The sequence below is a fragment of the Pseudoflavonifractor sp. An187 genome, assembly GCF_002160275.1.
Taxonomy (GTDB): domain Bacteria; phylum Bacillota; class Clostridia; order Oscillospirales; family Oscillospiraceae; genus Enterenecus; species Enterenecus faecium.
Map to the genome: position 1 here is coordinate 1 of NZ_NFKG01000041.1, position 16,413 is coordinate 16,413.

At 57.8% G+C, this 16,413-nt stretch carries 14 protein-coding genes; 6 read left to right on the top strand and 8 right to left on the bottom strand.

The annotated features are described in order from the left end of the window. Positions 1-448: 448 nt before the first annotated feature. Complete coding sequence (locus tag B5F22_RS11145; RefSeq protein WP_087392608.1) at positions 449-2,194, bottom strand: M23 family metallopeptidase; 1,746 nt, start codon at positions 2,192-2,194, stop codon at positions 449-451. A 335-nt stretch (positions 2,195-2,529) separates the two neighbouring features. On the opposite strand from B5F22_RS11145, the gene B5F22_RS11150 reads away from it, so the two are divergent. Further along, entirely contained in the window at positions 2,530-3,345 is an 816-nt protein-coding gene (locus tag B5F22_RS11150) for a Cof-type HAD-IIB family hydrolase (RefSeq protein WP_087392609.1), read from the top strand. 39 nt (positions 3,346-3,384) lie between these two features. Here the strand turns inward: B5F22_RS11150 and B5F22_RS11155 are convergent, their stop codons facing one another. From B5F22_RS11155 to B5F22_RS11170, 4 genes are all read right to left on the bottom strand, one after another. Next, positions 3,385-3,966, bottom strand: a complete 582-nt coding sequence (locus tag B5F22_RS11155; protein WP_087392610.1) for a hydrolase — start codon at positions 3,964-3,966, stop codon at positions 3,385-3,387. 114 nt (positions 3,967-4,080) lie between these two features. Beyond that, positions 4,081-5,817, bottom strand: a complete 1,737-nt coding sequence (locus B5F22_RS11160) for a hypothetical protein (RefSeq protein ID WP_087392611.1) — start codon at positions 5,815-5,817, stop codon at positions 4,081-4,083. Next, entirely contained in the window at positions 5,792-6,694 is a 903-nt protein-coding gene (locus tag B5F22_RS11165) for an ABC transporter ATP-binding protein (RefSeq protein ID WP_087392612.1), read from the bottom strand. The genes B5F22_RS11160 and B5F22_RS11165 overlap by 26 nt, the downstream gene beginning before the upstream one ends. Beyond that, positions 6,691-7,056 (bottom strand): GntR family transcriptional regulator, encoded by a 366-nt coding sequence (locus B5F22_RS11170; protein WP_087234266.1) that lies wholly within the window; start codon positions 7,054-7,056, stop codon positions 6,691-6,693. Before B5F22_RS11170 ends, B5F22_RS11165 begins: the two co-directional genes overlap by 4 nt. A 987-nt stretch (positions 7,057-8,043) precedes the next feature. Between B5F22_RS11170 and B5F22_RS12130 the strand changes: the two genes are divergently transcribed. Continuing rightward, positions 8,044-8,799 carry a hypothetical protein gene (locus tag B5F22_RS12130; RefSeq protein ID WP_143482251.1) on the top strand — a complete coding sequence of 252 codons (756 nt, stop codon included), beginning with the start codon at positions 8,044-8,046 and terminating at the stop codon, positions 8,797-8,799. Position 8,800: 1 nt separating this feature from the next. After that, entirely contained in the window at positions 8,801-9,679 is an 879-nt protein-coding gene (locus B5F22_RS11180; RefSeq protein ID WP_087392614.1) for a radical SAM protein, read from the top strand. Between the two features lie 731 nt (positions 9,680-10,410). On the opposite strand, the gene B5F22_RS11185 is transcribed toward B5F22_RS11180, so the two are convergent. Genes B5F22_RS11185 through lspA form a run of 3 tightly spaced genes read right to left on the bottom strand, consistent with a single transcriptional unit; the run spans position 10,411 to position 12,773 of the window. After that, the gene (locus B5F22_RS11185) at positions 10,411-11,361 is read right to left on the bottom strand and encodes an L-lactate dehydrogenase (RefSeq protein WP_343223952.1); all 951 of its coding nucleotides are present in this window, start codon (positions 11,359-11,361) and stop codon (positions 10,411-10,413) included. 28 nt (positions 11,362-11,389) lie between these two features. Beyond that, positions 11,390-12,307, bottom strand: coding sequence for an RluA family pseudouridine synthase (locus B5F22_RS11190; protein ID WP_087392616.1), 918 nt, complete (start codon positions 12,305-12,307; stop codon positions 11,390-11,392). Further along, positions 12,273-12,773, bottom strand: a complete 501-nt coding sequence (gene lspA, locus B5F22_RS11195) for a signal peptidase II (RefSeq protein ID WP_087392617.1) — start codon at positions 12,771-12,773, stop codon at positions 12,273-12,275. Before lspA ends, B5F22_RS11190 begins: the two co-directional genes overlap by 35 nt. A gap of 183 nt (positions 12,774-12,956) precedes the next feature. Here lspA and B5F22_RS11200 point away from each other — a divergent pair, with 183 nt between their 5' ends. The 3 genes from B5F22_RS11200 to B5F22_RS11210 are packed head-to-tail and all read left to right on the top strand — an operon-like array spanning position 12,957 to position 16,060. Then, positions 12,957-14,468 carry a spore germination protein gene (locus B5F22_RS11200; RefSeq protein ID WP_087392618.1) on the top strand — a complete coding sequence of 504 codons (1,512 nt, stop codon included), beginning with the start codon at positions 12,957-12,959 and terminating at the stop codon, positions 14,466-14,468. Then, positions 14,465-15,025: a hypothetical protein gene (locus tag B5F22_RS11205; RefSeq protein WP_087392619.1), complete on the top strand. Its 561-nt coding sequence runs from the start codon at positions 14,465-14,467 to the stop codon at positions 15,023-15,025. Before B5F22_RS11200 ends, B5F22_RS11205 begins: the two co-directional genes overlap by 4 nt. Positions 15,026-15,028: 3 nt before the next feature. Further along, a complete protein-coding gene (locus B5F22_RS11210) occupies positions 15,029-16,060 on the top strand; it encodes a hypothetical protein (protein ID WP_087392620.1) in 1,032 nt (343 codons plus the stop codon). Positions 16,061-16,413 lie beyond the last annotated feature (353 nt).

Consider the following 16,413-nt stretch of genomic DNA (forward strand, 5'->3'; position numbering starts at 1 on the left):
TCCCCCAGGGCAATACAAGGGAACCAACAGGCCGGGCAAGCCACGGCCCTTACCGCAGCGCAACAGGATGGTGCAGCAAAACCCCCGGCGGCGGGAACGCCGCTTCTCCGGGGTGAGGCCCTGGAAGGAGAGGCACCATCTCACAGAGAAGGGGGCGCTTCCCATAGACTTGCCAGGCCATCCATGTGACCCCACCAGGGCCTGGGCCGAACATAGCCTTGACGCATGGACGGCCTCGTACCCCAAGGGGGGTACTTAGGGGGGAACGCCCTAAGCGGGTTTTGGTTTCTTTTGCCCGCTCAAAAGAAACCCCCAGCGGGAAGCGTCCCCACCAGGCTGGCAAGCCTGATACGAAAAAAGAGAAGGACGCACCTTCTTGAGCTTGCTTCCGGTAGGGAGGCACAAAAAAGCGTGCTGTGAGGGGTTCTCACAGCACGCTTTGCATGTCTTACAGGTAATTCTCAGGATCGACGCTCTTGCCGTTTACACGCACCTCGAAGTGGCAGTGATAGCCGGTAGCGGTGCCGGTCATGCCCACCCGGGCGATGGCCTGGCCCTGATACACCTTGTCCCCGGCGTTGACCAGCAGGGAAGAGCAGTGGGCGTAGTAGGTGACGGTGCCGTCGTCATGGGTGATGATGACGGTCTGGCCGTAGCTGCCACGCCAACCGGCGAAGGTGACGGTGCCGCCGTCAGCAGCAGAGATCTGGGTGCCATAGGGAGCGGCAATATCCAGACCGGAGTGGAAGGAAGTGCTGCCGAAGATATTACGGTAACCGAACCGAGAGGTAATGGTACCGGACAGAGGCCAGATGAAGGAACCGGTGGAAGCGGTGGCAGGCTTCTCCTTGGTGCCCTGGTACATGTAAGTGGTGGTGGCCTCCTGCACGGTGGTGCGGGACACCTCTTCCCGCTGGGTCTCCTGGCCGTTGATGCAGGTGATGCGGGCCTCGATCTTCTCCACGCCGTCCTGGCCAGCGGCCTTCAGGCGGGTGGTACCCTCATACAGGTTGGGGTTGTCCACGTACTCCACGGGGCTCTGGATGGTCTCCTCATAGGTCTCGGTGACCACAGTCTCCACGGTGAGCATGGGCACAGCCTGCTTCACCAGCAGCTGATCGCCCGCGGTGAGCTGGCTGCTGTCGGCGTCGGGGTTGAGAGCCTGGAGCTCGTCGCCGGTGAGGCCGGCGGCCTCGGCAATGCTGTTAAAGGTATCGCCACGCTCCACAGTGACGTACTCCGCCTCCTCCTTGTTGCCGGAGAGGGTGGACTGGAGGGTGTCGGGGGTAAACTGGGTGTTGGAGGGCACCTCCACCTCGTAGATCTCTACGTCCTGGGTGAAGTGGTGCTCCACGGTCTGCTCATTGAGGTAGGGCTCGGTGACGTTGTCCAGCATGGTCTGCAGCTCTTCGCTGGTCTGGGCGTAGCCCAGCTCCTGGCCGTCCACGGACACGGCGTAGGCGTTCATCATGGCCCCGGTGTCCTCAAACAGGGCGTCCTCCACAGCCCGGGCGTTGGTCTGGGTGCCAGCATCCAGGTAGGTGGGAGCCAAAGTGATCTCAGCGTCGTAGCTGTACTCCTCGCCCAGCACGCTGGCCACGCGGGTCTCCACGTTGCCCACGATGCTGCTCAGCTCTTCCTCGCTGGAGACCACGCCCACTTCCTCGCCGTTGACATAGGCCACATAGGCCTTGGTGTACATGCCATTAAAAGCCACAGCGCCGATGCCGACGCACAGCAGGGTGATGTACAGAAGGGGGGAGACCGGGTGACGGTCCACACGGACCCGCACGCGGCTGGCCACGACGCCGGCCTTCTCCCAGCTCTCCTTGCCCCACTCGGAGGCTTTATCCCAATTCTTACGGGCGGAGCGGTAGGAGCTGACACCAGCCACACGGGCCAGGTCGGAACAGACCATGGCGGCGCTGGCGGCCTTCTCCTTGCACACCTGGGCAGCGGGAGCGGCCTTGGCCTTGCAAGCGGCGACAGCCGGAGCCACTTTAGCGGCGACCGGGGCCATCTTGGCCTTGCAGGCGGCACGGGTGACCCGGGCAGTGGCCTTGTACTCGGCGACCACGGAGCCAGCGCTGAGCTTCCACAGGTAAGTGGTAGCCTTGGCTCGGTGGGCGGCGCCCTTCAGGTGGTTCTTCACCTGCTGGGCGGCGTTGCCGGAAACACGGCGAAGGGATGCCATTGAATTGTGTACGCGGTCCAGATGCCAGTTCCTCACGGAACGTCCCTCCCAAGTTCGAATTGGTAACAAATAAATTTCAATAGTTACAAATCAGTTACAAGTCATATCCTACACGCTTTTTCTCTTCCCGTCAAGGGTTTTTTGTGTCAAATTCGGACTTGAATTTGATTTATACCTTCTGCGCAAGAAAAAATATGGTAAAAATTCGCCCTCTTTCGGGGTAAAAATCTGCTTTCTGGCAGAATCAGGGCAAAATTGACCGGGGTTGACAAGTTTGGGTGGGGGGCGATAAAATTGTGGAAAATAAGACGCGAATGACAAGGAGGCCAATACCCATGGGCAAGTTTGACGGGGTTTTGCTCTACACCGATTACGACGACACCTTATATAATCAACACCTCACGGTGTCGGAGGAGAATCACCGGGCCATCCGGTACTTTATGCAGGAGGGCGGACGGTTTTCCATCGCCACTGGCCGGGCCAAGCGCACCTTTGCCCCCCAGATTGAAAAGGAACACCTGGAGTTCAACGCCCCGGTGGTGGTGTCCAACGGGGCGGGAATCTATGACTTCCAGGCGGGGCGGTATGTGAAAGAGAGCCAGCTGCCCCACAAGGCCCGGGAGCACATGGGCCAGCTGTGCGCCCAGTACCCGGACCTGTCCTTTGAGGCCTACCACGGGGAGGAGATCTACGTCTACAACCCCAACGTGGTCACGCTGAAACACCTCAACCGGGTGGGAGTGCCGTACCAGGAGTGCGGGGTGGACCAGATGCCCACCCCCTGGACCAAGGTGATTGTGGAGCAGGACCACCCCATGTTGGTCCAGGCCCAGGACTATCTCCTCTCCCACTGGGGGGAGGACTACGAGGTGATCTTCTCCAACCCCTATCTGTTGGAGGTCACCGCCAAGGGGGCCAACAAGGGCACCATGGTGGCCTATGTGGCCAAGCTGCTGGGGATTGCGCCGGAGAACGTATACTGTATGGGGGACAATCAAAACGACATCCCCATGCTGGAGGTGTCCGCCATTCCCTTTGCTCCAGCCAACTGCGCCCAGCCGGTGAAGGACTGGGGGGCGAGGCTGGTGGGCCACACCGACGACCACGCGGTGGCCCAGGTCATTGAGATTTTGGATGGAATATATAAATAATGTAAGCCCCGGCTGCCATGTGGCAGCCGGGGCTGATTTTTAGGATTTTTCCAGGAAGTAGGACGCCTCCATGTCGGCGGTGGCCAGAGCGAAGGCCAGGGGGAACTGCTGGAAGGCCTGACCCACCAGGCGGTTGTCCTCGGTGCCGGAGAAGCCCATGTGCCAGCGGATGGCCATGGCCTCCTCTCGGGACAGGCGCATGAAGCCGGAGATGATGTACACCGACTTCTCCCCGTGGCCGTAGGGGAGCTTGTCCTCAAAGAAGAAGGTGGGCACCTTCTCCCACTGGCCTGTGGCGTCGTTTTTTACATTGCGGGTGCCTGCCTTGTAGCACCCAATCTTGCACAAGTCGTGGAGCAGGGCCACGATGGCCACCGACTCCATGGGGTAGTCCAGCTGGTACACCTCCCGGGTGCGGGGCCGGGCCAGGTAGTCCTCCAGGCAGCGGAACACATTCACCGAGTGCTCGCACAGCCCACCCACATAGGAGCCGTGGAAGCGGGCGGAGGCGGGGGCGGTGAAAAAGTCGCTCTTATTTAAAAGGTAGTCCAGCAGCTCGGCGGAACCCTCCCGGTGAATGTGGGTTTGAAAGATCTCCAGAAATTCTTCCTTGGGTGTCATGGCGTGGCCCTCCTGTTATCGTCTGAATTGGATAGTCCCATATTAACAGACTATGGCCCGCAGGTCAAAGAAAACCCACCCGCGCCCAAGGATGAGACGGGTGGGTCGGTGAAATCAGTTGCCCAGTTCTTCCAGAACCTCCAGAGTGTGTACGGCCTGGTTCGTAATCTCCACGGAAATGTAGTTGCCGGGAACGTAGTCTGTGTTGTAAGGGTCCGCCAATTGGTTGAAGGAGTTGGGGCTGATGCTCCAGTATAGGTCAATGTGCACATCTCCATACCCATAGAACAGGGTGCGGGGCAGATTGCCCTCCTGGATATCCTGCACAATGGCCTGGTAGAGGCTCTGAGCCTCACTGGTGGATAGGTCGTGGCCGGTAGAGGTGTTTCCGGTGTCAGAAGTGAGATAGAAGGTGCCGCCGGTGGGGCGGTATCCATTCGCTTCCAACTCGTGGAACTCATAGGACAGGAGCATGAGCTTGCTGTCATTCACCAGCTGATGGGCCAGCTGGGTGACGGTACCGGCCCGGTCCAGATCCACCTCATTGACATACACGGTGTAGGAGCGGGTGAGCCGGGTACCATCGGCCAAGGTGTAGGTCACGTCAAAACGGGTGGAGTTGTCATAATACCCGTTGAAGGTGTTTCGCTGGTCCACCAAAGCCTGGTGAAGCTGGGTGATAAGGGAAATAGCCTGAGGGTCCTGGGTCTGGATGTCGTGGAAGTTCGAGGCGGTGTCAACGGGGTAGCTGTCCAGCCCTGAGATGGTCACCGACACCACTTCGTCGGCCTCCGGCACCTGGGTCTCGTACCCGGTGAGGTCCAATTTCATCACCAGGAACAGGGCAGCGCAGGCGCAGGCAATGGCCCCGGCGCCCTTCCAGTACCGCAGTACCCGCACCGACTTGGACAAAAACATCTGACCCACAAAGCAGCCAGCCACGCCCCACAGCATGACGGATACTGCCAGCCCCAGTTCGTCCAGGCCCAGCACCAGCCGGGTGAGAGAGCCCAGAGCCAGTCCGGAGCAGAGGGCCACGCCGTAGCGGAACACCGGGCGCAGACCCGCCCAGATCACCACGTCCCCAGCCCGCTCCATGGGTCGCTTGACGTACAGAAGCCAGGCCGCCAGGGCGAACACGATTCCCACTCCGGCGTAGACAGCGGACATTCCATATCTGGCATCCGGGCTGCCGTAGCTGAATAGCTGCCAGGCGGGGGTGAACCATTCCACCCAGGCGGGTACCGCCACCAGAGAACCGGGGTAGCCAAAGTAAAATTCCCGAAACAGCAGGGTGAGCAGGTACCACAGTCCGCCCACCAGGCCGTTGAAGATGCCGTAAAACACGGGCAGGGCCAGCAGGTGGCCGGTGAGCATGCCGCACAGCACCGCAAAGGAGTAAAAAAACAAAGTCTGCATGCATACCAGAGCCAGCCCAGAGGCAAATCCACTCAGGGAACAGCCAATGGCCAAGAAAGAGGCCATCAGGGTCATCACTGCCACCGGCACTACCAGCCACAAAAGACCGGTGAGATAGTGGGTGGCAAAGAGAGCCGTGCGCTTGGGGGGCAGGGCAGCGGTGAAGTTGCACGAGCGGGTGGTGTACAGGTGGCTGCACACTGCCATGGCTGCCAGCACGCCGAATACGATGGTCATGGGGGTGGCCAAGGCCCGGAACAGATACTCAATGTCGGTGGCCCAACCCCCAATATAGCCGCTGCGCATATAGTTCAACCCAGAAATGGGCAGGACAATGGCCCAGATGACCGAATATAGGGCGATCAGAGGCCAAAACCGCAGGGTGAGCTGTTTGCCCAAGGTCCCATTATAAAACGATGTCCCGCACCGCATAGTCGTTCCCTCCCATCTCATAGATAAAGATCTCTTCCAAACTCAAAGGCAGCGCCTCCACAAACAGGGGGTGGATGGCCTCCACCTGCTGCTGTACCTCTTCCGCACGGCCTCGGACAATGTAGGTGTATACCCGGCCCAACTGGGACTGGTGGAGCACCTCCATCCCCTGGGGCAGCCCGGGCTGCACCCCGTCGGGGAAGGCCACCTGCAATTTCACCGTGGTGCCCTGGAGCTGGGACAGGGACCGCTCAATGACCACCTGGCCATGGCTCAAAATACCCACGTGGTCGCACACGTCCTCCAGCTCCCGCAGGTTGTGGGAGGACACCAGCACCGTGGTGCCCCGTTCCGCCACGTCTCCCATCAGCAGGGACCACACCTGACGGCGCATCACCGGGTCCAGGCCGTCCACCGGCTCATCCAGCAGCAGGTAGTCCGGGCAGCAGCTCATGGCCAGCCAGAAGGCTGCCTGCTTCTGCATACCTTTAGACATGCGGCGGATGGGCCGCTTGGCGTCCACCTCGGGGAAGGCCTCCGCCAGCTTTTCAAATCGCTCCATGGAGAAGGTGGGGTACATGCCCCGGTAGAACTTCATCATCTCCCGCACCGAAGCCGAGCCGTAGTAGTACACATCGTCGGGAATCACCACCATGCGCTCCTTGATGGTGGGATTTTCGTATACGGGTTGGCCCTCAATGGTGATGACACCGCCGTCCGGGCGGTACACCCCGCACAGGTGGCGGAGAATGGTGGATTTGCCCGCCCCGTTGGGGCCCACCAGGCCGTAGATGGAGCCTTTGGGCACCGTCATGTCCAAATCGTTCAAAGCTAGAAATCCGTCAAAGGATTTGCTCACTGCTTTTGCCTCAATCATGGGGCTTCCTCCTTCCGTCCGCACGCCGCGGAAATCTCCTCATCGGTGACCCCCAGAAACCGCAGCTCCTGGACCACCTTGGATAGCTGGGCGAGCAATTCCTCCCGCCGTTTGTCCTCCACCTCGGAGCGGTCGGCGGCAAAGCTGCCTTTGCCGGGGATGGAGTACACGTACCCCTCCTGCTCCAACGCCTCGTAGGCTTTTTGAATGGTGTTGGGGTTAATGGCCAGCTGGGCCGCCATGGACCGCACCGAGGGCAGCTTATCCCCCGGGCGAATGGCCCCGGAGATCACCAGTTGCCGCAGCCCCTCCTTCACCTGTTCGTAGATGGGCCGCCCGTCTCGGTAGTTGAGATGTAACACCGCCTTCACCGCCTTTCTCAGCTGTATGAACTGTACTAGCTGTCCTAGTACAGTTAGAGTATCACAGGGGGGATATAATGTCAAGGGGGAAACAAAAAGACCCCCTTATGCAAAGGGAGGGGGTGTCGGTCTAACCGCCCATGGTTCAGGCTTGCCAGCCTGGTGGGGACGCTCCCCGCTGGGGGTTCCTTTTGAGCGGGCAAAAGGAACCAAAACCTACTTAGAGCGCATCTGAAAAATATAAAGTGACGAATCTCGATGAATGTAGTAAAATAAACTTAGTGATGAAAATATTGAATAAACGATATGAGTTAACTAATAAACAGGGGGCACGAATCAAGGATATGCTCTAGCATTCCAAGATGGAACGGCATCCGGAGAATAACCGCCTGATGCTCAATGCTATGTTTTGGCTTGTCAGAAGTGGTGCTGGATTAGGAAGACCGTCCAGATTGGTATGGCTCCTGGAAACAGTCTACAGCCGTTTTTGCAAATGGCGTAGGGCATCTTGCTAAAGATATTTCAGTCCCTGAATGAAGATGCAGATATAGAAAATCTATCTTTGAACTCCGCAGTTATTAAGGCGTTTTTCCATGATTACAGTGCTAAAAAGGACTATAAATAGCGAAAACCATCAATTTATTGAAATAAGTTGGCGTGGAAAGCTCGCGGAAATTCATGCTATCGTAGACGCTCCTTAAAGCCTGAGTTATTTTCGGTTAACCAGTGGAAATATCTATGGTTCAATTGTTGCTGTAGATGTACTGTTCCGTCTTGATATTTCGGATAGTACAATCCTAGTTAACAAAGATTACGAAACCAATGAAATACTGGATGGCATTCAGCAACAGGATGCGAAATATATTATTTCTCCAAAATCCAATACACGCAATTCTGGACGTTGTGACTGGGTGCTCTACAAGGAGCATTGTTTGGGTGAGTGCTTTTTCTTCAAATTGAAGCAATTATGGAAGGAGTGTGGCGTTAATGGCACGTAAAAAAAACTCTCGAGCCAATGTTAATTCCCGCCAATCAAGGAATAATTCCAATTTCTATGGAACCTCGCCAAATTCTCCAACCGAACAAGTCCCTAATATCCAAGATATACTATTAAAAGAGTATGAACTTTGCTTTACGCGCTCATGCTCGGTGTATGATCTGACAAATGAAATTATCAAACTGTACACTACTATTTATTTTGCAGTTATGTCTGTATTTGGTTTTGCATTTCAATCTATCTCAGAAACACTATTTAGGAATAGAAAACTGTTACCTATCTGTTTGCTTTTATGCCTGATTATTTATGGATATGTAACAATGTTTATGCATATTGCCACATGGTCCGCTAGAAATAATTACCGAAAAAGAAGATCTTATTTATTACAACATTTGCTCGGAGTTTCTAATCAGGATTGTTTGAAAAAGAGTATTATTGACTATCTTTGTATTCCTAGGTATGTGGATAGTGGAGTACTACATAGTTTAAGCTTATATTTATGGTACTTTTTATACATACTATTGTGTAATTGGATTGCTATTATTTTATTGGCAGCAATCCTAGTGGGACTGTGGAGTAAGCCTTTTTGGGGTATCGTTATAGTTTTTTTGCCTTTTGAATGGGTTAGCGCTGAAGTCTATACTTTTCTGAAAAAAATTTCGCATAAGAAAAAAAGTAAAAAAAAGAGAGAAAAATTTAGTTCTACTGCAACATTTGATTTTTATAAAATTCCGTGGGAGGTATAATATGATTAATGTTGAATACAATGGAACTGCTGATATTTATGTTACTGAAAGATGTAATATGAATTGCTTATTTTGCTCTGCCAGAAAAAATGGACTTGATGTTTCTTTAAGGGATTTCAAAAAATATGTTGATACTTGGGTAGATTACGGAGTTACTCATATCAATATAACAGGTGGAGAACCGCTCTTACACCCTGCTATTGACGAGCTTTTAAAGTATGCTCATAGCGCAGGTATGGAAGTTGCTCTATTTTCAAATGCATTACTTATTGTCGAAGATATATATGAAAAAATACTTCCTCATATTAAGTGGCTAGCTGTTTCTATTGATGGTAATGATTATGATAATTATATACTTGGGCGCGGTGAAAACCAAATGACCCGTACCATAGCTACGCTTACAAGAATACGTAAAGAATTTCCCAATGTTTTAGTGCGAATAGCAACTATTGTAACTAATTTAAACGAAAGAGGAATTTATGAATTAGGACAATATATGGTGCAAAATGAATTTATTCCTGATTTATGGAGAATTAAACAACTAATTCCTGTTCGTCGGGCAGCTGAAAATTGGAATACTTTAGCAGTAGATGATAATACTTATCAGCGAATCGCGGCTAAAGTCAAATCAAAGTTTGGTACTTACATTAATATTCGTTCAAATGGATGGCGCTCCAAATCCGGTGATTTAATTGTTACATATCCAGATGGTGCATCTGGTGTGACAATAATAGGTGGTCCAGGTAATAATGGCACAGTTGTAGATCTTGGCAATATTTTTTCGGACTTTGAGAGAGTTCTTACAAACTGGGAAGCGGCAATTCATGCAGATAAGTGGGCTGCAAATAATTACAAAGACGAGGCTTGGGGAACTACTTGATAATTCTCATCAATCTACAAAAGGAAACATTGAACAATATTTGAAGCCGCCGTAATTTTCCAAGAAAATGATATTGGTTGAGCCGACCGGAGTCAAGGATGTGTCAAAATTCTGTGTAAACTCAATGATTGGACGGAAAACAGAGCAAAATTTTGTGTTGATGACAGCCACTTAGGGCGTTCCCCCCTAAGGACCTCCCTTGGGGTACGAGGCTGGGCCTGCGTCAAGCTGGTGTTCGGCCCGTCACCCTTGCTGTGACGCCTAGTTCTGCCACCACACCAGGCCACCTTGGGCAGCTGGCCCTATGGCTGGGTGGTTTCCACGTCCGGGCCTACCCTGGCCAAGCGGCGTTCCCGCCGCCGGGAGCCAGATGTTCGTTAGCTGGGAACAGCGGCTCACCAGGGTAAGGCCCTGAAGGTAGAAGTTTCTTTGCCATAGAAGCTGAGACTGACAATAGAATTGCCATGCCATCCGTGTGACCTCACCAGGCTAAGGGCCGCAAAAAGGAGGACGCAGGGACACCCCGTACCGCGGGGTGGATTCCACAAGGCGGGGGAAGGCCCCGCCTTTGGCGGTCTTTGGTGACTTTCTGGCGGCAGAAAGTCACCCCAGCGGAGCGTCCCCACCGGGGGCGTAGGTGTATACCCGAGAAATCGGAGAAACAGAGGCTAGCAAAAAAGAAACCGGGAATGCAAGTGTTCACCTGCATTCCCGGTTCTCGTTTGGAGATATTACAGATTGAGGTGCTCAATGACCTCCTGCAGCTGCTTGGCAGAGGCGTGCAGGGCGTTGGACTCCTCTTCGCTCAAGGGAATCTCCAGAATCTGCTCCACACCCCGGCGTCCCACAATGGAGGGGATGGACAGGCACAGGCCGTTGAGGCCGTACTGCCCGCCCAGGCACACGGACACAGGGAGCACCGACCGCTGGTCCTTGACGATGCACTCGGCAATGCGGGCCACCGCCATGGCGATGCCGTAGTAGGTGGCACCCTTGCGCTGGATGATCTCATAGGCGCTGTCCCGCACGCCCTCATAGATGCGCCGGGTGGCTCCGGCATGGTCGTTGTGGCCCCGGAACTGGCAGAACCGCTCCAGGGGGATGCCGGAGACGTTGGCGCCGCTCCACACCGCCAGCTCGCTGTCCCCGTGCTCGCCGATGATGAAGGCGTGGACGTTGCGGCTGTCCACGTCCAGGTGCTGGCCCAGCAGGAACTTCAGCCGGGCGGTGTCCAGCACGGTGCCGGACCCGAACACCCGGTGGGCGGGATAGCCGGAGATCTTCATGGCGGCATAGGTGAGCACATCCACGGGGTTGGACACGATCATCAGCATGCCTTCAAAGGGGCGGGCGGTGATCTGGGGGATGATGGTCTTGAGGATGCCCACGTTCTTGTCGATGAGGTCCAGACGGGTCTCGCCGGGCTTCTGGTTGGCCCCGGCGGTGATGATCACCAGGGCGCAGTCGGACACGTCCTCATAGGTGCCGGCGTAGATCTCCATGGGGGAGAGGTAGGGCAGACCGTGGCTGAGGTCCATGGCCTCGCCCTCCGCCTTCTCGTGGTTGGCGTCAATGAGCACCATCTCGGAGAACAGCCCCTTCTGAATGAGGCTGAAGGCGATGGAGGCGCCCACGAAGCCGCAGCCGATGATGGCAACCTTGCGATGATTCATAGATATCATTCCTTTCTGGGTATGGATGGGGAAATGGTCAAGTTAAGTGTAGCCGCTGGAGGGTCTTGGTAAACCAGTCGGGCAGCGGGGCCTCCACCGTCATGCGCTCCCCGGTGGTGGGGTGGGTGAAGGTGAGACAGGCGGCGTGGAGGCACTGGCCCACAAGGCCGGGGAACGGCTTCTTGGAGCCGTACACCTGGTCCCCCACCAGGGGGTGGCCGATGGAGGCCATGTGGACTCGAATCTGGTGGGTGCGTCCGGTCTCCAGCCGACAGGTGATGTGGGAGTAGCCGCCTTGGCTGTCCACCACCTGCCAGTGGGTGATGGCCTCCCGGCCCTCTCCGGTGCGGCATACCGCCATGCGTTTCCGGTCCACCGGGTGCCGGGCCAGGGGTGCGTCCACCGTCCCCGACTCCTCTTTGAAGCCACCCACCACCACGGCGTGGTAGAGGCGGAACAGGGAGTGGTCTTGCAGCTGGGCCGCCAGAGCCAGGTGGGCCTTGTCGTTCTTGGCCACGATGAGCAGCCCCGAGGTGTCCCGGTCAATGCGGTGGACAATGCCCGGACGGCGCTCCCCGTTGATTCCAGAGAGTGATTCTTTGCAATGATATAACAGAGCGTTGACGAGTGTGCCGTCTGGATGGCCGGGAGCGGGGTGTACCACCATCCCCACGGGCTTGTTGACTACCACCACGTCGTCGTCCTCGTACACGATGTCCAGGGGGATGTCCTGGGGAACGAGGTCAATGTCCTGGGGCTGGGGCGGGGACACCAGCAGGGTGTCCCCCGGCTTGAGGGGGGCGTTCTTTTTCACGGGCTTGCCGTTTAAGATGACCCGGCCCTCCTCCATCCACTTCTGAGCTGCCGAGCGGGTGAGCCCGTCCACGGCGGCGGACAGCACCGCATCGGCTCGGCCCGGCTCAGTGACGGTCACCGGGAAGGTCGCAGTCAGCATGGGGGTCCACCTCCTTCTGATTGGGCTCTGGGTAGAAGAAGAGCACATAGATGAACAGGAGCACCACGCCCACGGTGATGTAGCAGTCGGCCAGGTTGAACACGGCGAAGTTCATAAAGGTGGTCTGGAACATGTCGGTGACGTAGCCCAGCACCACCCGGTCGATGAGGTTGCCGATGCCGCCGCACATCACCAGCATGGCGGCGGTGAGGCCCAGCCAGCCCTGGAACACCTTCCGGGCGGTGAGCACCGCCACCACGACTACAACAATCGCGGAGATGAGAATGAGGACCCAGGTGTGTTCCTCCAGCATGGAGAAGGCGGCTCCGGTGTTGCGTACGAAGGTCAAATCCAGCAGGTGGGGGATGAAGGGGATGGACTGGCCCAGGTCGATGCCCGTGCGCACCAGGTATTTCACCACTTGGTCTGCCACCAGCAGCACCAGGGCGATGATTGTGTAAATCATGGTATCACCTTTGTTCTAAATTTCCACACACAGCGTGGACTCTGTGGATATTCTACCACACCCCTGGGTGCTCGTCCAGTGTTTTCCTAGTAAAATGGTATGGTAAAGAGGGAATTGGAGGAAGTGTATAAAAGGGAGGGGAGGGCGGCATACTGGAATTTATGAAAGGGGGAATGCAATCCCATGGGACACCAACAAATACCGCCGCCCCACCCCCGAAGGGAGCCCCGGGTGACGGTGCCCCTCACCGCCGACGGCATCGCCCAGGTCTTTGAGGGGTGTGCAGACTTTGGACGGCGCACCCTCTACCTGGGGGACGACCCCCAGCGGGCGGTGGAGATGCTCTACATTGTGGGACAGGTGCGCAACGAGCGGGCCAGCGACTACGTGCTCCGCCCCCTGACCCAGTGCAAGGACCTGGCGGAGGTGGCCACTCTGGACGAGGCCTATGACCGCATGGCCAAGGGGTGCCTGTACTCCCTGGCGGTGGAGGAGCGCACCACCGCCGACCAGGTGGTCTTTGACCTGGTCAACGGCTGGGTGGCCCTGTTTTTCCCGGGAAAAGACAAGGTGCTCACCCTCATGACCGCCACCGAGGAGAAGCGGTCCATCTCGCCCCCGGACAACGAGCCGGACGTGAAGGGGTCCATGGACTGCTTTGTGGAGTCCATCCGCACCAACACCTCCCTGGTGCGCCGCCGCCTCCGGGCCCCCGAGCTGCGCATCTGGGAGACCTTTGTGGGGCGGCAGTCGGTGACCCCGGTGGACGTTCTCTATATAAAAGGTATCACCGACCCCAAGCTGGCTCGACAGGTGGAGGAGCAGGTGGCGGCCATCGACATTGACGCCATGCTCATGACGGGGAACCTGGAGCAGTATATGGTGGGGGAGGAGACCCGTACCCCCTTCCCCATGAGCCTGTACACCCAGCGGCCCGACCGCTTCTGTGCGGGGCTGGCCGAGGGACGGGTGGGGGTGCTGGTGGACGGCATCCCCATGGGTTGGCTGTTCCCCGCCACCCTGGACAGCTTCTACCGCACGGGCCAGGACCGGAGCACCAGCTGGATGGTGGCCTCGGCTCTGTCGGTGCTGCGCTACCTTTGTGTGCTGGTGACGTTGTTTTTGCCGGGGCTCTACGTGGCGGCGGTGCTCTACCACCCGGAGCTCATCCCGGTGAAGCTGATGCTGTCCATCATCTCCGCCAAGGCGGACGTGCCCTTTTCCACCCTGGCGGAGGTGCTGGTGATGCTCATCGCCTTTGAGGTGGTGCAGGAGGCAGGGCTGCGTCTGCCCGCCGCCATCGGGCAGACGGTGTCCATCCTGGGCGGCCTGGTGGTGGGAAGTGCGGCGGTGGAGGCCAAGCTGGTGTCCCCGGCGGTGCTGGTGATGGTGGCCATTGCGGGCATTGCCGGGTATACCGCCCCCAGCCAGGACTTCTCCGGGGCGCTGCGGCTGTGGCGGTTTGGCATCACGTTGGCCGCCGGAGTGGCGGGACTGGTGGGCCTGGTGCTGGCGGGGATGGCTCTGGTGTACCATCTGGCCTCCCTGGAGAGCTTCGGGGTGGCCTATCTCACCCCCTTTGCCTCCTGCGGCGGCAGCGGGGAGCGGGGGCACGTGGTGTTCCGCCAGCCTCTGCCCTGGGTGAAGACCCGGCCCCGGTACCTCAATCCCCAGAACAGGAGGAATCAAGGTTGAAACGGATGTGGATGTTGGCCCTGTCTCTGGCCCTGGTGCTGTGCGGCTGCGCCCCCACCGCCCGGGAGCCGGACCAGCTGGCCCTGGTGCGGGTGCTGGGGGTGGCGGGGTCCGGCCCGGTGGAGCTGACGGCGGTGTGCGGCCTGGACGAGGGGGAGGATACCCCCGTCGGGGGCACCTGTGAGGGGGCGGACTTTGCCGCCGCCCTGGAACAGGCCCCCTGGTGTGCCAAGCAGGAGCTGACCCTCACCTCGGTGTCCTATCTGGTGGTGGGGGCAGACGTGGACCTCCACGAGGTGCTGGTCCAGGTGCTGGGGGACGAGGAGCTGGGCTCCACCGCCACGGTGTGGGTGACCCTGGACCCGGTGGGCGAGGTGCTGGAGGGTTGCAGCGACCCGGAGGGGGACCTGACCCTCCTGACCAATCAGGGAATCAAGGCCCCCACGGTGGCGGCGGCGCTGGCCACCCTCACCACCCAGGGGCAAGTGGAATTGCCCTGCGTGGGGCAGAGCGGTGGCCGCCTGGCACAGACCGGGTGGTGTAAGTGGGAGGAATGAGGCGTGAACACAGGCAAAGAGCTGTCCCTGCGCCAGGTGCTGGCGGCGGTGACCCTGGCGGGGCTGTCCCTGGCGGCGTCCCAGGCCGGTGTGGTGGACTGGGCGTGGGGGTTGGTGGGCACGGCGGCAGCGGCGCCTCTGCTGCGCTGGCTGATGCTGCGCCAGGGGGACAAGCCCCTGTGCCGGGGCGGGTACGGCGTGGTCCTCCGGGGGCTCTATTGCCTCTGGTCGGTGGTGGTCCTGGGCCATGTGCTGGTGCAGAGTGCCCGGCGGGTGGAGCTGGTGGGGGGCAGCCAAGGGGTGTCCGGCTGGCTGCTGCTGTTGCTGGCCCTGCCCGTCCTATGGATGAGCTGGGGCAAGTGCGCCGCCTTCTTCCGGAGCGGGGAGATCTACTGGATGGTGCTGGTGGCTGCCCTGGTGGCAGTAGGGCTACTGGCCATCCCCCAGGTCACCGTGTCCTACTTGTGGACCCGGCAGGGCAGCGGCTGGGCCTCCGCCCTTATGGGAGCGGGCACCGTGGCCATGGCGGTATGGGTGCTTCCCTATTTATATAAGGTATCCCCCCGTCAGCGGCAGGGCGGCCCGGTGGGGCGGTGGCTGCTGCTGGCGGGATTGCTGGGGGTGGCTCTGGCGGCTCTCACCCGGGGGGTATTGGGTAATGCGGCCGGGGAGCTGCCCCATCCCTTCTTTGTCACCACGGGAGTCATGGGGGAGAGCGCCCGTCTGGAGGGGCTGCTGTCCGCCCTGTGGCTCATCTGTGACCTGGTGTGGGCGGGACTGCTGGCCCGGGTATGGGGAGACGGGAAGGGCCCCGTGCTGGGGGTGCTCCTGGGGATTGCGGTAGCCTTCACCGGATGGACAGAGGCGCTGCCTGGGATGGTATGGCCCATAGGGAATCTGGCTTTGGCTGCCCTGTCTGCCCTGGTACCCAAGGGGGCGGAGGAAATAGTGGTAGAGGGGGGAGTAAAACCACCATATCTGGGGCCTGAGGAAAAAGTTCGAAAAAACTCGAAAAAAGGCGAAGAAAAGTGTTGACAAGTGGGGATGGATTTGGTATATTAACTGAGCGCCTGACGCAGGGGCAACACCGGAACGGAAATCCAACAGGAAGTTGAGAAAAAGTTCAAAAGAGGTGTTGACAAGAGCGAAACGGCGTGATATGATATAAAAGTTCGAGCGAGCCGGTTGGATGACAGCACGAAAGAAAAACTTGAAAAAAGTTTGAAAAAGTGCTTGACAACCAAGAGCGAGCCTGATATAATAAGGCTCCGCTTGTTTGAGCGGTTTGTACCTTGTAAATTAAACAATGAGAAACACGAAAAGCACCAGAAGGACACGAGTCCTTCATGGAAACTGGTAACACAGTGAAATGAAGGGTCTCATCAATT

Bases quoted from the DNA above. Each gene is read 5' to 3' on its own strand.
- B5F22_RS11150 (WP_087392609.1), top strand. From the start codon at position 2,530: ATGGGCAAGTTTGACGGGGTTTTGCTCTACACCGATTACGACGACACC.
- B5F22_RS11180 (WP_087392614.1), top strand. From the start codon at position 8,801: ATGATTAATGTTGAATACAATGGAACTGCTGATATTTATGTTACTGAA.
- B5F22_RS11165 (WP_087392612.1), bottom strand. From the start codon at position 6,694: ATGATTGAGGCAAAAGCAGTGAGCAAATCCTTTGACGGATTTCTAGCT.
- B5F22_RS11185 (WP_343223952.1), bottom strand. From the start codon at position 11,361: ATGATATCTATGAATCATCGCAAGGTTGCCATCATCGGCTGCGGCTTC.
- B5F22_RS11190 (WP_087392616.1), bottom strand. From the start codon at position 12,307: ATGCTGACTGCGACCTTCCCGGTGACCGTCACTGAGCCGGGCCGAGCC.
- B5F22_RS11200 (WP_087392618.1), top strand. From the start codon at position 12,957: ATGGGACACCAACAAATACCGCCGCCCCACCCCCGAAGGGAGCCCCGG.
- B5F22_RS12130 (WP_143482251.1), top strand. From the start codon at position 8,044: ATGGCACGTAAAAAAAACTCTCGAGCCAATGTTAATTCCCGCCAATCA.
- lspA (WP_087392617.1), bottom strand. From the start codon at position 12,773: ATGATTTACACAATCATCGCCCTGGTGCTGCTGGTGGCAGACCAAGTG.
- B5F22_RS11160 (WP_087392611.1), bottom strand. From the start codon at position 5,817: ATGCGGTGCGGGACATCGTTTTATAATGGGACCTTGGGCAAACAGCTC.
- B5F22_RS11155 (WP_087392610.1), bottom strand. From the start codon at position 3,966: ATGACACCCAAGGAAGAATTTCTGGAGATCTTTCAAACCCACATTCAC.
- B5F22_RS11145 (WP_087392608.1), bottom strand. From the start codon at position 2,194: ATGGCATCCCTTCGCCGTGTTTCCGGCAACGCCGCCCAGCAGGTGAAG.